12 protein-coding genes are annotated in these 14,575 nt (G+C 64.6%); 9 read left to right on the top strand and 3 right to left on the bottom strand.

Annotated elements, in window-relative coordinates; genetic code table 11:
- The 6 genes from AC50X9_RS01100 (at position 1) to AC50X9_RS01125 (ending at position 7,053) form a co-directional block, all read left to right on the top strand.
- The gene (locus AC50X9_RS01100; protein ID WP_494889495.1) at positions 1 to 1,422 is read left to right on the top strand and encodes a carboxylesterase family protein; all 1,422 of its coding nucleotides are present in this window, start codon (positions 1 to 3) and stop codon (positions 1,420 to 1,422) included.
- A 142-nt stretch (positions 1,423 to 1,564) separates the two neighbouring features.
- On the top strand, positions 1,565 to 3,121 hold the full coding sequence (locus tag AC50X9_RS01105) for a Re/Si-specific NAD(P)(+) transhydrogenase subunit alpha (RefSeq protein ID WP_494889228.1): 1,557 nt from the start codon (positions 1,565 to 1,567) through the stop codon (positions 3,119 to 3,121).
- The gene (gene pntB, locus AC50X9_RS01110) at positions 3,118 to 4,590 is read left to right on the top strand and encodes a Re/Si-specific NAD(P)(+) transhydrogenase subunit beta (protein WP_494889230.1); all 1,473 of its coding nucleotides are present in this window, start codon (positions 3,118 to 3,120) and stop codon (positions 4,588 to 4,590) included. Before AC50X9_RS01105 ends, pntB begins: the two co-directional genes overlap by 4 nt.
- Before the next feature lie 660 nt (positions 4,591 to 5,250).
- Entirely contained in the window at positions 5,251 to 5,769 is a 519-nt protein-coding gene (locus AC50X9_RS01115) for a hypothetical protein (protein ID WP_494889232.1), read from the top strand.
- Positions 5,708 to 6,703, top strand: a complete 996-nt coding sequence (locus tag AC50X9_RS01120; protein WP_494889234.1) for an ABC transporter substrate-binding protein — start codon at positions 5,708 to 5,710, stop codon at positions 6,701 to 6,703. Before AC50X9_RS01115 ends, AC50X9_RS01120 begins: the two co-directional genes overlap by 62 nt.
- Before the next feature lie 95 nt (positions 6,704 to 6,798).
- Complete coding sequence (locus AC50X9_RS01125) at positions 6,799 to 7,053, top strand: GNAT family N-acetyltransferase (protein ID WP_494889236.1); 255 nt, start codon at positions 6,799 to 6,801, stop codon at positions 7,051 to 7,053.
- Between the two features lie 511 nt (positions 7,054 to 7,564).
- Here the strand turns inward: AC50X9_RS01125 and AC50X9_RS01130 are convergent.
- The 3 genes from AC50X9_RS01130 to AC50X9_RS01140 all read right to left on the bottom strand — a co-directional run bounded on the left by AC50X9_RS01130 (position 7,565) and on the right by AC50X9_RS01140 (position 10,650).
- Positions 7,565 to 8,470 carry a dioxygenase family protein gene (locus AC50X9_RS01130; protein WP_494889238.1) on the bottom strand — a complete coding sequence of 302 codons (906 nt, stop codon included), beginning with the start codon at positions 8,468 to 8,470 and terminating at the stop codon, positions 7,565 to 7,567.
- Between the two features lie 14 nt (positions 8,471 to 8,484).
- Entirely contained in the window at positions 8,485 to 9,549 is a 1,065-nt protein-coding gene (locus AC50X9_RS01135) for a maleylacetate reductase (RefSeq protein WP_494889240.1), read from the bottom strand.
- 99 nt (positions 9,550 to 9,648) lie between these two features.
- Entirely contained in the window at positions 9,649 to 10,650 is a 1,002-nt protein-coding gene (locus AC50X9_RS01140) for an amidohydrolase family protein (protein WP_494889242.1), read from the bottom strand.
- A 123-nt stretch (positions 10,651 to 10,773) separates the two neighbouring features.
- Here AC50X9_RS01140 and AC50X9_RS01145 point away from each other — a divergent pair, with 123 nt between their 5' ends.
- The 3 genes from AC50X9_RS01145 (at position 10,774) to AC50X9_RS01155 (ending at position 14,534) form a co-directional block, all read left to right on the top strand.
- Positions 10,774 to 12,300, top strand: a complete 1,527-nt coding sequence (locus AC50X9_RS01145) for a bifunctional 3-(3-hydroxy-phenyl)propionate/3-hydroxycinnamic acid hydroxylase (protein WP_494889244.1) — start codon at positions 10,774 to 10,776, stop codon at positions 12,298 to 12,300.
- A gap of 8 nt (positions 12,301 to 12,308) precedes the next feature.
- Positions 12,309 to 13,625: an MFS transporter gene (locus AC50X9_RS01150; protein WP_494889246.1), complete on the top strand. Its 1,317-nt coding sequence runs from the start codon at positions 12,309 to 12,311 to the stop codon at positions 13,623 to 13,625.
- 111 nt (positions 13,626 to 13,736) lie between these two features.
- Positions 13,737 to 14,534, top strand: a complete 798-nt coding sequence (locus tag AC50X9_RS01155) for an IclR family transcriptional regulator (protein ID WP_494889251.1) — start codon at positions 13,737 to 13,739, stop codon at positions 14,532 to 14,534.
- Positions 14,535 to 14,575 lie beyond the last annotated feature (41 nt).

Here is a 14,575-nt window from a genome sequence, read left to right on the forward strand (position 1 = left end):
ATGCTCGTGATTTCCACCCCGCGGGGTGACGTGCGCGCTCATCTTCACGCAGGAGTGATCGACGCGCGGGGAGTGCGCTACGGGACTCCGAGGACTGATCCCCGGTTCGGTGAGATCGACGCGATTTCGTCAGGCGAAGTACAGGTTCCGCCGATAGCCTTCCCGCAGACGCCGGGTGTGCTCGACAACCTGCTGGGGCCCGCCCTCAGTGAGTTGGAGCAGCAGGAAGATGCGTTCACGCTTCGGGTCCAGGCGCCGGCGGGTGCCGACGGACTTCCCGTCGTGTTCTTCATTCCCGGCGGCGGCTTCACGACCGGCTCGGGCGAAAGCCGATGGTACGAGTCGCCAGCCTTTGTGCGTGACGCGCGCATCGTCCTCGTCACGGTGAACCTCCGGCTCGGTGTGTCGGGGCACTTCGGTCCGCTCGGGGACCCGGCAGAGTCGACCAAGCCGGTACGTGATCTCCAGGCCGCATTGGAGTGGGTGCGAGAGAACATCAGCGCCTTTGGCGGGGATCCCGGGAGCATAACGATCGCGGGAGATTCTGCGGGGGCGTGGTACGCCTACGCGCTCAGTACCGACCCCCGCATGCGCGGGTTGGCCGCTCGGACCCTGCTGATCAGTATGCCTCGGTTGGCACCGTTGCCCGTGGACATCTGGCTTCGGCATCGGGCGGCCGTCATCGACGCCGTGGGCTCAGAGACGTCTCTGCTGACCGCGCCGGTCGGAGCGCTACTTGCCGCGCAGGGACGCGCCCGGGCCGACCTCCAGGCTTTTCCCTACATGCCCGCCGAATCGCAGGAGACGCCAAGCGATCTGGCGCGTTACGCCTCCTCCGCCCAGCGAATCCATACCGACGCTGTCCTTCTCATCACGACAGCCGAGGAGTCTGCCGGCTTCCTTCGCAACCGGCCGCGCGCGGATTATGCGAAGGCAGACGTGGACCGGTTTATCGATCGGACTTTCACCGATCCCGCAACAGCGGCGGCCCATCTCGCAAGCCGTGGCGATGATCCCGACGCGTATTTACGTATGGTGCGCGCGGCCACGCTGGCGCTTTTTCGCACGCCCGCACTCGAGATCGCAACCCATGCACGCGTCCCCGCCCGTGTCGTCCGGCTGGATCATCGCAGCAAGCTCGAGGCAGCCTACGCGCCACACTGCTTCGTTCTGCCGTTCATCTTCGGCGACACCGCCCAATGGCGAGATGCCCCAATGCTCGACGGCGCATCGATGTCAGAATCGGCGCGGGTAACCGTCGCCATGCGAAAGCTGGTCACTGACTTCGTGCACAGGGGAGTGGCTACGTCGGATCGATTCGACCCGCTTACTCCACAGACGCTCAGCCTCGATGCTGACGGTATCCGCCTGGAGCCGGCGCTCGAAGCCGGGCTGGGAGTGCGCGAGGCCGACAGTGAATAGGCTCATCGGTTGGAGTGCGGTCCTGAAATCAGTCGACACGGCAAGGCTGGAAAGCCGCACGAGATACAAGGAATCGTAACTATGCGTGGAGAGACAGATCGTTTCGTCGTTACCATTCACGCTCGAAGGGAACTAGATAAAAATGGCACGTATTGGCATTGTGGCCGAGTTGGGCCGCGAGACGAGGGTGGCGGCGACGCCCACAACTGTGAAGCAGTTGTTGGGGTTGGGCTACGAGGTTGTGGTTGAGAAGGGTGCAGGGGAGTCCGCGTCATTTCGTGATGAGGCCTATGCCGAAGCGGGCGCCGTTATTGTGGGGGCGGATGAGGCGTGGGGCAGTGAGGTGGTGCTGCGGGTTAATCCGCCCACCTCGGAGGAGATCGGCCGTCTGGCGGCGGGCGCGACGCTGATCGGGTCGCTGAGCCCGGGTCTGCGGCCGGATCTGGTGGAGGCGTTGGCGGCGCGTCCGATCACGGCGCTGGCGTTGGATGCGGTGCCGCGGATTTCGCGGGCGCAGTCGATGGACGTGCTCAGTTCGATGGCGAACATCGCCGGCTACCGGGCGGTCATTGAGGCGGCGCATGAGTTCGGCCGGTTTTTCACGGGTCAGGTGACGGCGGCGGGCAAGGTCCCGCCGGCGAAGGTCCTGGTCGCCGGGGCGGGTGTGGCGGGTCTGGCGGCGATCGGGGTGGCGAGCAGCCTGGGCGCGATTGTGCGTGCGACGGATCCGCGGCCGGAGGTCGCCGAACAGGTGAAGTCCATCGGCGGGACCTACCTCAAGGTGGAGGTCGAGGAGGAGATGAAGTCCTCCGACGGGTACGCCAAGGCCACCAGTGAGGCGTATAACGCCCGGGCGGCGGAGGTCTACTCCGAGCAGGCACGGGATGTGGACATCATCATTACCACGGCCCTGATTCCTGGGCGTCCGGCGCCGAAGCTGCTCACGGCCGAGGATGTGGCCGGGATGAAGTCCGGCAGCGTGATCGTTGACATGGCCGCGGGGCAGGGAGGGAACGTGGAAGGCTCGGTCGCCGGGGAACGGATCGTGACGGAGAACGGTGTGGTGATCCTGGGTTACACGGATCTCCCTGCGCGGTTGCCTGCCCAGGCCTCCCAGCTTTACGGGACGAATATGCTGAATCTGCTCAAGCTCCTGACCAAGGACAAGGACGGGGTCCTGCGGCTCGATTTTGATGATGTGGTGCAGCGCTCGGTGACGGTGGTGCGCGAGGGTGAGAAGACCTGGCCGCCGCCACAGGTCCAGGTCTCCGCCGCACCCACGGCCAAGACCCAGACCACGGCGGCCGAAAGCACCGCGCCGAAGAAGAAGCCGGGCCTCAGCGCTGCCGGCAAGGCTGGTCTCTTCGCCGCAGGGATCGCGGTTTTGTTCGTGATCAACGCGGTTGCCCCGGCGCCGCTGCCGCAGCACTTTACGGTGCTGATGCTCTCGATCGTGGTCGGTTTCTACGTCATCGGGAAAGTCCACCATGCCCTGCATACCCCTCTGATGTCTGTCACGAACGCCATTTCCGGGATTATTGTGGTCGGTGCGCTGCTGCAGGTCACGTCCGAGAACCCGGTGATGCAGGTGCTCGCCGCCTTCGCGGTCCTGCTGGCCAGCATTAACATTTTCGGCGGTTTCGCTGTGACCCGGCGGATGCTCGCGATGTTCTCCCGCGGTGAGAAGGCACGTTCATGAGCGCCGCCACCGAAGCAGCAACAACACTTACGAGGAGCCTTACCGTGTCTGACACCGTCTCCGGTCCGTTGACCGCCGACTCCATCGCGGGGGCGGCCTACATCGTCGCGGCCCTGCTGTTCATCCTTAGCCTTGCCGGTTTGAGCAAGCACGAGAAGGCCCGGGCAGGGGTCATCTACGGCATCGCCGGGATGGTCATCGCCCTCGCCGCGACCATCTGGCTGAGCCTCCAGGGCGTCTGGGGGTCAGGTCACAGGCTGACCGGGCTGGTGCTGCTGGTGGCCGCGGTGCTGGTCGGCGGCGCCATAGGTCTCTGGCGTGCCCGCGTCGTGGAAATGACCGGCATGCCGGAGCTGATCGCGCTGCTGCACAGCTTCGTTGGCCTCGCCGCGGTGCTGGTGGGCTGGAACGGGCACCTTGAAGCCCCGGCCCTGTCCGCGGACCTGATGGCCGTCCACCACGCCGAGGTGTTCATCGGCGTCTTCATCGGCGCGGTGACCTTCACCGGCTCGATCGTGGCGTTCCTGAAACTCTCGGCCCGGATGAAATCCTCACCCCTGATGCTGCCGGGCAAGAACGCCATCAACCTCGGCGCCCTGGCCGCGTTCATCGCCCTGACCGTCTGGTACGTCAATGACTCCCAGCTGTGGCTGCTGATCGTGGTCACCGTCCTGGCCCTCGGGCTGGGCTGGCACCTGGTAGCCTCCATCGGGGGCGGTGACATGCCCGTGGTTGTGTCCATGCTCAACAGCTACTCGGGCTGGGCCGCAGCCGCGGCGGGTTTCCTGCTGAACAACGATCTGCTCATCATCACCGGCGCACTGGTCGGCTCCTCGGGTGCCTACCTGTCCTACATCATGTGCAAGGCCATGAACCGGTCCTTCATCTCCGTGATCGCCGGCGGGTTCGGCATCGCCGCCCCCACCGCAGGGGATGTTGACCACGGCCAGCACCGCGAGATCACCGCCCAGGCCACCGCGGAAATGCTGTCCAACGCCTCCAGCGTCGTCATCACACCCGGCTACGGCATGGCCGTCGCCCAGGCCCAGTACCCCGTCGCCGAACTCGCCCACCAGCTCCGCGAACGCGGCGTGAACGTCCGGTTCGGCATCCACCCCGTCGCCGGACGCCTGCCCGGACACATGAACGTCCTTCTCGCCGAAGCCAAAGTCCCGTACGACATCGTCCTGGAAATGGACGAAATCAACGAGGACCTCGGCGACACCTCCGTCGTCCTCGTCATCGGCGCCAACGACACCGTCAACCCCTCCGCAGCAGAAGACCCCAGCAGTCCCATCGCCGGCATGCCTGTCCTCCGGGTCTGGGAAGCCGACAACGTCGTCGTGTTCAAACGCTCCATGGCCGCCGGCTACGCCGGCGTCCAAAACCCCCTCTTCTTCCGCGAGAACTCCCAAATGCTCTTCGGCGACGCCAAACAACGCGTCGAAGACATCCTCCGCGCCTTCTGATGGTGACCACTCTGATACCCCATCGCCAGTCCACAACTTAGCCGGCCAGCAGTGACCGGCGCTTGTGTAGCCCGGACCTGAACCCAAAGGATGAGAGCAAACCATGTCTGGACGTCAAGTTCCGCCTATAAAGATTCCGCAGAAGGCGGTCAGGTCACCTTTGCCGGGACCGGCATGGAGAAGAGAGGACCCAGCGCGGGCGCAAGGTCTTGATATTGACGCGTTCGCTTCATCACCCTGGATCGGTCTTCACCATAGGCACGAGCTGCTGGAGCACCACGGAGAGGAGCACCCGGATACAGCCAGGGGTACTTGAGATGGTGACGCCGCATGAGTCCCTCCTCGAGCCGTCAGCAATGCACCTTGTTGTCGGCCCTTCGTCTTGCCACACGTCTAGATGGGATTGCTGCAGCTCGGGCAGTTTGACGGCATGTCCGGTGAGTCAGTTGAGGAGGGCGTGGCGACTGAGAATTCCTGTTTGGCGCGGAGGAAGGTGCCACGGTGACCTCGTCCATGAGGTTCATCCGTCTTTGGTGGTGCCAGCAGACCTTGAACGCCACCGAATCACGGAACAGGTACAGCCACTGCTTGTTGCCGACCGCGTACTCACGATCGATTAGATCGTCGATGTGATCGAAACGCCTTTGCAGTTCCGCCTCGATGAACGCCCTCCGCCGTGCCGGCACGGCGTCATCGGTCGTGTACCTGGGCGTGTTCTATCAAAAGCAGATCTGGCTTGGAGCATCGCCGAAAGCTATCCGAGCGCAACGTCATCAGGCTGATCGGCTTCTCACGGGAACGCAGTCCGGCCAGGAAATCCTCAATGTCCACCGGACGCCATTGCCACGGAAAATCGCCCGTGAACTCCTGAATCCGTTCCAGCAGCTGGCATTGCTGCTTGATGGTCTGCGTCGTGTACCGACGCCAGAATCTGACCTCGCCACCCATTCAGCCTTGCCTGAAACCCGCTGGTTCCTGTGCCAAGAACGCATAAGAATAATAGAAATGCATAATCAGGTGACAAATACGTTAGTGGATAATACTGTTGCAGCAAGTCGCCCGTACGGCGGTGAGCACAATGCCGCGCAGCATTCACTCAAAGGAGAGCGAAATATATATGAACATCACAAAAAAGCGTGCAGTGACGATCGGCACCCTAGGGCTGGCGCTGGTACTTAGCGGCTGCGCAACCGGAAGCGGTGACGGCAGCGGTTCGACCCAGGCCGGGAATGGTTCCACCGGGCTCACGCGCGTGAAGTACGGGGTGTTCCCCACAAGCACAGTCGCGGCGCTCCAGGTGGCCGTCGACAAGGGCTACTTTGAGAAGCACGGCATCGACCTTGAACTGGTCATGGGTGCGGGCAGCAGTGCTGCGCAACTGCCCGCGCTGGCAACGGGAGAGCTGGACTTCATGCTCGCTAGCCCGGTCACGGCTCTGACCGCTGCCACGCAAGGTCTCGATGTGCGCATCGTAGATGGTGTTATTCAGAACGACCCCAAGGTCGTGGAAGACGCAACCGCGGTAGTTGTCGGTGCCTCCTCGGGCATCAAGAGCGCCCGTGATCTCGAAGGCAAGAGGGTCTCGGTCAACGCACTGGGCAGCATCGGAGAGATCGGCATCCGGGAAGCTGTAGCCCTTGATGGCGGGGATCCGAGCAAGGTCACTTTCGTCCAATTGTCGTTCCCGGAGGTTGCTGCCCAGATTGATGCCGCCCAGATTGATGCAGGAATGACAGTCTCGCCTTTCATGCAGCAGGTGACGGGCAAGGGCGGGAGGGTCGTCAGCGATTTCATCCATGACACCGGACTAGGCGAGAACGAACTTGTCACGATCGCGGGCGGCAACCTCGTAGACAAGGACGCCGACCTGGTAAAACGGTTCGGTGCTGCCATGGACGAGGCGCTATCTTTCCTCGCCAACAACAACGATCTGGTCCGCGCGGCAATGCCCGCTGCGCTCGGCACCGATCCGGCGGTCGCGGCGCAAACGAAGCTCTCGATCTACAGCCCGGCCGTTTCAAGGGAGGCAATCCAGCTGTTCGCGGATTTGCTCGTCAAATACGGCATCGTGAGCACGAAGCCAGACGTTGACAAGGTGATCTGGAAGCCGTAGACCGCGGCCATGGCCGCTCGTCGGACCGGGCAGCATGCCGACTCGATCGCGGCGGCCGCCCTACATCGTCGCGGCCCTGCTGTTCATCCTTAGCCTTGCCGGTTTGGTACGAAGGGCCGGTCGCGATCCTCGATGAGCTCTACGTCCGTCCAGGGCTGCGCGGTCACCGCCTCGGCAGCGCGCTCCTGGACGCGGCACTCGATTTGGTACGCGACCGGGGCGGTTCGCTCCTCGAGATCAACGTCGATGGCGTGGACACCGATGCGCGCCGTTTCTACGAAGCACACGGGTTCACCAACACCGAACCCGGCCAGACCGACCCAATGCTGTACTACTACCGAGAGCTCTGAACCGGGCAGTTGTGCACGGCACCGGCTGATATGAGTTGAGTTAGTCCTTCCCAAACACCTCCGGAGATGTCAGGACGGGATGTATCAGATTCCCTTGGGGCCCCGGGCGGGTTGATCCGCGGGGTCCTCCCGATACCTTCGGAGGTGTTTGTTATGTCTGTTCAGGCCGCGGTGGCCGTTGATTTGCCCGTGGTTGTGGCTGATGATGTCGGCAAGACGGTAGTTGCGTTGTCGGTCACCGACGCGGGTCGGCACCGCTTGTTGGGTCCGGTGGACTTTGAGATGACGGGGCCGGGCCTGGAGGGGCCCCTCGCCCCGGCCGCAGCCCGAACGACGCCAGATGACCCGGAGAATTGCCCCAAGGTCGGATAAGTCAGCGTGGGCGCAGCCCGGAACCACATCGGACCAGCCAATCAACCGTCAGCCGCCACACAACCTACGCACGGCCCCGGACCCACCCGAGGCGTGCACCATCGCGCCCGGACGCGGACTTGACATGACCTATAGCCAGCTAGGTACCTTCGGGGGCGAGGACAATGTCGAAGCGGGTGCGTGTCCAGGACTTGCCGCCGAGGTCGCGGCCGTCAGGTGTCGGGGTGCGTGGGGACTGTTCCTCAAAGCGCTTGATGAGAGAAGCCTTGACACCGAACACAGAGTCGCCGGTCTCAATCTGGGGGTCTCCTTCAACGAAGATGTGAGTGACGAGCGTGCGCAGATTCTCGGCGGTGACCATGAAATGCAGGTGCGAGGCGCGCACGGGGGACCGGTGGACAGCTTCGAGCATCTTCCCGACCGGTCCGTCGTGCGGGATCGGGTAGGGCGTAGGGGTGAGCCCCCAGAATCGGTAGCTTCCTTTCTCATCGGCGAAGATGTGGGCGCGTCCGGCGGTGCGGCCGTCGGTGTACTGGACGTCGTAGAACCCGTCCTCGTCGGCTTCCCAGACCTCAATCCGGGCGCCCGGGACGGGGTTGCCGTTAATGTCGGTGACAGTGCCTTCGACCCAGCAGGGCTGGCCGGGTGCGCCGCCGGCGATGTCCCCGCCGTTGGGGATCTCCGGGGCATCCTCGATGAAGAATGGTCCAAAGACGGTGGCCTCGGTCGCGTTGCCGACGGCGTGGTTGTTCACCGCGATGGTCTGCATGGACGCGCCGAGGACGTCGGAGAGCAGGATGAATTCCTGGCGTTTGTCATCGGTGATGTGTCCGGCGGCGGTGAGGAACTCGATGCCGGTGTTCCACTCCTCCTCGGTGAGGCGGACCTCGCGGATGAAGTTATGCAGGTGCCGTGTGAGGGACTGCATCAGCTGCCTCAGCCGGGCGTCGGGCGCGGCGGCGAAGGAGGCAATGACGGTCTCGGTGAGCTGTTCCTCGACGGCGGCCTGCTCGGGAGTGATGCCGCTGGTGGTGGTGTCGATCATTTCTGGTTGTCCTTTCAGAGGCCGGGGGTGGTGCCGGCGTAGGCGGCCTGGAGGAGTCCGGTGAGGTTCTCCGTGGTGGCGGTGCGGGGGTTGGAGGCTGGGATGACGGGCAGGATGAGGTCCACAGCCTCGGGGATGTCCTCAGCGGCGAAGCCGTAGTCCTTCAGCGCCCTCGGGGCGTCCAGGGTGTCCCTCAGCCGGTTGAGGCCTGTGACGGCGCTCTCGGTGCCGAATGCGGCGGCGATGCGCTGCTCCGCCTCTGGGGCGGCCGGGGCGTTGAACGCGAGCACGTACGGCAATACGGCGGCATGGGTTTGGGCGTGCGGCATGTTCCAGGTTCCGCCGAGGACGTGGCAGATCTTGTGGTGCATCCCGGAGCCGGCGGAGGCGAAAGCGACCGCGGCCAGGTAGGCGCCGTAGAGGGCCTGTTCGCGGCCAGCCAGATCCTGCGGATCGGCCTTGACCAGGGGCAAGCCCCGGCCCAGGGCACGAATGCCCTCGGCGGCCAGCGCGGCGTTGATCGGATCCACACGCGGGGCCCACATGGAGTCCACGCAGTGAGCCAGGGCGTTCAGCCCGGAGGCCACGGACAGTTCCATCGGCAGGGACAGGGTCAGTTCTGCGTCGTAAACCACCGTCACGGGCAGGACCCTGTCGTCCACGCCGGTGGCCTTGCGCGCCGCCTCGGTCAGGCCCCAGACGTTGGTGGCCTCGGACCCGGCATACGTGGTGGGAATCGCGACGATCGGGATCCCGGTCGTCAGCGCGATGGCCTTGGCCAGCCCGGTAGTGGACCCTCCGCCGACGCATACCAGCAGGTCGATCCCGTGCTCCGCGGCTGCGGCCCGGGCCTTCTCTGCTTTGTCGATCGGCACATGCGGGGCGACGTCATCGTAAGCCAGGGCCACGTCGATGTTTCGGGTGACCTGCCCGGCAATCTGCGCCTCGAACTCGGAGGCGATCACCATTACGCGCTTCGCTCCCAGCCGGGCGATCTCCGCGGCGAGATTTTCCGCGGCTTTTCCAGTGCCGAACAGCACCCGCTGGCCTAGGGAAATGTGGTCAAAGACAAGACTCATGAGGGCGATCTTTCCTGAAAGGTTAGGCGGGTTGTGCCGGTGGGGTGGCGGCGCCTTCCTGGGCGAAAGGCGCCGCCGTAGTCGGATTGGCGCGGAGGATTACCGGGCGGACAGCGACGGTACGCCGGCGGATTCCGGCACGTTGAGGCGCAGCAGCCGTTCGGCATTGCGGAAGCCGATCTTTTCCCGGTCGGCCTCGCTGATGGGAGCGTTGTCGAGGAATTCGGAGGCTTCCTTGATGGTCTCAAACGGGTAGTCGGTGCCGAAGAGGATGTGGTCCGAGCCGATGGCCAGGAGGGCACACAGCAGCGGGGCGGGGGAGCAGACGCCGCTGGTGGTGATGTAGAGGTTGTCGCGAATGTACTGGGATGGGTTGCCCTTGGCCAGTTCGATGCCGTGGTGGTTGTGGAAGTTCCAGCGGGAATCCAGCCGCCAGAGGACATAGGGCAGTCCCTCTCCCATGTGCCCGAGCATGAGCTTGGCTTGCGGGAAATCATCGAAAACCCCGCCGAAGATCAGCCGGAGTGCGTGGGTCGAGGTGTCGATGCCCCAGCTCCACATCGGGCCGACAAGCTCGGGGTGTCCGCTCAGGACATCGGCGGTGTCCACGCCGTTGGCCGGGTGCAGGTATAGAGGGATATCCAGGCCTTCTGCCATCTCCCAGACGACCCGGAGCTTGGGGTCATCCAGGTACATGCCGTTGGTGTGCGCGTTCACCAGCGCTCCCTTCATGCCCAACTGTGTGACCGCACGCTCCAGTTCCTTCGCCGCGGCCTGCGGATCCTGCAGCGGCAGGGCGGCGAAGCCGGAGAACCGGGTGGGGTTCTCGGCCATGACACCGGCCAGGAAGTCATTGACCGTGGTGGTCTTCGCGATCGCGGTGCCCGGATCCGTTTCGGCCTGAATGCCGGGGGAGTTCAGCGAGAGCACTTCCATGTCGATGCCATACAGGTCCATCTCCGGGAGGCGCTCGGACTGGAAGTCCAGCAGCCGACGGGAGGCATCGGCCCACGCCTGGGGCTGGGCGATGGCACTGGTGCTGCTTCCGTACCCGACAAGGTCCGGGGTGACGAAGTGTTCTTCGAGGGCAATCTTTTTCACGGGATCTCCTGGCATCTTGATTCGAAGTCATTCACTAATATGCATTGACTTCACTAATAATGAATCCTACTGTGGCTAAGTGTCAAGGATCACAACTGTGGTCCCGATCCGGAGGACTAGAGGATGATGATGGAAAAATTCGATGTTGCGGTGGTCGGCTACGGCCCCGTAGGCATGGCCATGGCGGCGCTGCTCGGCCAGGCCGGGCATCAGGTCGTGGTGCTGGAACGCTATGCCGGGCTGTACAACCTGCCGCGTGCCGCGATCTTTGACGATGAAACGATGCGGACCTTCGCCCGGCTGGGCATCGCAGAGAAGATGCTGCCCAAAATAAACGCCCAGCGGAACTACGAATGGCGCAACGCCGCCGGAGACCTGCTCATCGAGCACGAGTTCGCACTCAAGGGCGCCTCCGGCTGGTCCGAGTGGTACATGATGTACCAGCCGGAGCTCGAAGAGGAGCTGGACAGTCTCTGCCGCTCGATGCCCAACGTCACCGTCCGGTTCGACGCGCCGGTGGAGGGCTATGCCGAGACTGCGGCCGGGGTGGAACTGCAAGTGCCAGGCGGAAACGTCCAGGCATCCTTCGTGGTGGCCTGCGACGGCGGCAACGGCTTCACGCGCGGCTGGCTGGAGGCGGACCTGGAAGATTTCGGGTTCTCCGAGCCGTGGCTGGTCTGCGACTTCCGGCTCACCGCAGAGACAAACCTGCCGCACGCCCGGCAGGTCTGCGACCCGAACCAGCCGCAGTCCATCATCTCGCTGGGACCGGACCATCACCGCTTCAGCTTTATGCTTGACTCCGCAGAGGATTTCCTGATCGAACGCGACCCGCAGCGGGTCTGGGCGCGCGTGGCCCCGTACCTGTTGCCGGACCAGGCCGAACTGATCCGGGTAGCGACGTACACCTTCCGGTCCCTCATCGCCCGCCCATGGCGGCGCGGCAGGATCATGCTGGCCGGCGACGCGGCGCACCAGATGCCGCCGTTCCTTGGGCAGGGCATGTGCTCTGGCATCCGGGACGCGCAGAACCTGGCCTTCAAGCTGGACCTGCTGCTCTCCGGCCGGGCGCGGGAAGCCATCCTGGACACCTACCAGAGTGAGCGCGAGCCGCACGTGGCCGCCGTCGTGCACAAGGGCATCGAACTAGGCAAGGTCCAGACCATGCGCGATCCGCAAAAAGCACGGGAGCGGGACCTGCAGTATCTGGAAAACCGGCGGAAGAACATGAAGCCGGACAAGCTCCGCTTCCCCGGTCTGGGGCCGGGCCTGGTCTCCTGCTCGGACCACCCCGCCAACGGCCGGCTGTTCATCCAGGACGAGGTACGCACCGACGCGGCGTCCGGCCGGTTCGACGAGATCTTCGGCTACGGCTTCAAGCTCCTGCGCCGCAGCTCCTCCGGGAGCGGCAGCCCGGGCGACGTCACTGTCATCGACCCGGACAGCGGCGAGATGACCGGATCCTTCACCGACGTCACCGGAAGCTACCTGCGCTGGTTCGATGAAAACGACTGCCAGGCTGTTCTTGTCCGTCCGGATTTCTACATCTTCGGAGCCGCGCGGACCGACCGCGAGTACCAGACGCTCCTCCGTGAATACAGCGATGTATGCTCCACAGCGGGCAGCAACGCGCAAACAGTAGGAGTATAACGATGTCAATGACGACAAAAACTGCTGGCACGACAACAGGCCGGGTCATCACCGAAAGGACCCTGCTGACCATCGCGTTCGTGATCGCGGCCCTTGAAGGCTACGACCTGGCCGTGTACGGCGTCTCAGTGCCGGCACTGCTGGCCGACGGATCACTGCACGTGGACAAGGGATCCGCCGGAACCCTGGGCTCCGTGGTCGGCGTCGGGATGCTTATCGGCGCTGCACTGGCCGGCGCCCTGATGCGCCGAATCGGGGCGCTGCGCCTCATCCTTGCCAGCTGCATCATCTTCTCCGCGGGCATGGTGCTCTCCGCTGCCGCGCCGAACCTGGCCCTCTTCGGGGCAGGCCGCACCCTGGTCGGACTTGGCCTGGGCGTCGTACTGCCCACCCTGCTTGCCTACGTGGCGGACCTCTCCGTCCCGGAACACCGCAACCGCAACACCGGCATCGTCATGGCAGGCTACGCCGCCGGCGGTCTGGCCGCGCCGCTGCTGGGAGCCGCGCTGCTGCCGGTCACCTCGTTCCGCTGGCTGTACATCATCGGCGTCCTCCCTGCGCTGATCATCCTGCCGTTCGCCTGGAAGCTGCTTCCGGTACCGCCCGTGCACCTGCTGCGCAGCGGCCGCACGGAGGAAGCACACAGCCTGAGCCGAGCCATGGGACTTCCCACGCCGGTGCTGACGGTGGCCGGAAAGCGGCACTTCGCCGGTATCGGTCCGCTGTTCTCCCGCGGCGTAGCGGGTGCAACCCTGCTCTTCTGGGTCATGACGTTCTGCGGCCTGCTGCTGGTCTTCGGCATCACGGCCTGGCTGCCGACCATGATGCAGGCCAACGGCTACTCGCTGGGCTCAGCGCTGCTGCAGACCGCGGCCATGTGGATCGGCGTCGGCGTGGGCGTGATCATCGGCGGCCGGATCGCCGATGCCATCGGAGCCAAACCCGTCGTGGTGGCGGCCTTCCTGACCGGGGCCGTCAGCCTCATCGTCATGAGCATGAACCCCAACGTGATCGTGCTGTTCATCTTCATGTTCCTGAGCGGCGTCGGCTTCATCGGCTCGCAGATCCTCGTCAACGGCTTCATCCTCACCCGGTACCCGGACGACATGCGCGGCAGCGGATTGGCCTGGGCCCTGTCCTTCGGCCGAGTAGGCGCCATCGTCGGGCCCTCACTGGGCGCCTGGGTGATGACCTCAGGGCTCGCGGTCGAATGGAACTTCTACGCCTTCGCCATCCCTGCGGTGATCGGCGCCATCGCCTCGGTGCTCGTGCCCCGCGTCCAGGTGCCGGCCGTCACCGGCACCAACGTCCCACCACGACCCTGACCCTTCGAAGCCCGACTGGCACAGGCAAACACCCCCGCGTCCCGACCGTCATCCGTTACGGCCGGGACGCGGCCGGTCATAATGGACCATGAAGCAAAGGAAGTATCAGCATTGAGCGCGTTGGAACAGGCCGGGCCCCCGGAACGGCAGGGCATCCAATCCGTCGAGCTGGCCATGCGCGTACTGCAGGCCCTGGAAGCCGGGGGCGGCCCCATGTCTCTGTCCGAAATTGCCGAACGCAGCGGCTTCCAGCCCAACAAGGCACACCGTTACCTTGTCAGCCTTGTCCGCGCCGGGTTGGCATCCCAATCCCCCAAGACCGGAAGGTACGACTTCGGCGCCGCCCTGCGCCGGCTCGGCGCCGAATCACTGCGCCGCACCAACGAAGTCGCCGTCGCGTCGGACTACGCCATGATGCTGCGCGACAGCAGCGGACATTCAGTCAATATCTCCGTATGGGGTGAGGACGGCCCCGTGGTCGTGCGATGGGACTACGGCTCCCACGCTCTCCCGATCAACGTCCGGGTCGGGGCGAAACTGCCCATGCTCACATCCTCCGGCGGGCTGGTGTTCCTGGCCTACCTGCCCCCGTCCATGACCGCCGGGGCACTGGAAGCCGACCGCGCCCGGCGCAGCCGGTCCGCGTACCCGGACGAGGAAATCAGCCGGATCAAAAAGAACGTGCTTTCCGCCGGATACTCGGTCACCACCGGAGGCGTGATTCCAGGGGTGTCCTCCATCGCCGCCCCCGTGTTCTCTACGGGGGACTCGCTGCCGCTGGCCATCTCCGTCGTGTTCCCCGCCGAAGTCGTCGACCAAGACGAGATGAACAAGGTTACCGCCGAGCTGCTGGAAACCACCCGGACCATTTCCCGGGAACTCGGAGTCTCCGCCGAAAACGCCGGCTAACCGGCCGGCCGCACCCTGCTCCGAGCCGATGAAGGCTTGCC

This window comes from Pseudarthrobacter sp. HLT1-3 (assembly GCF_059383535.1).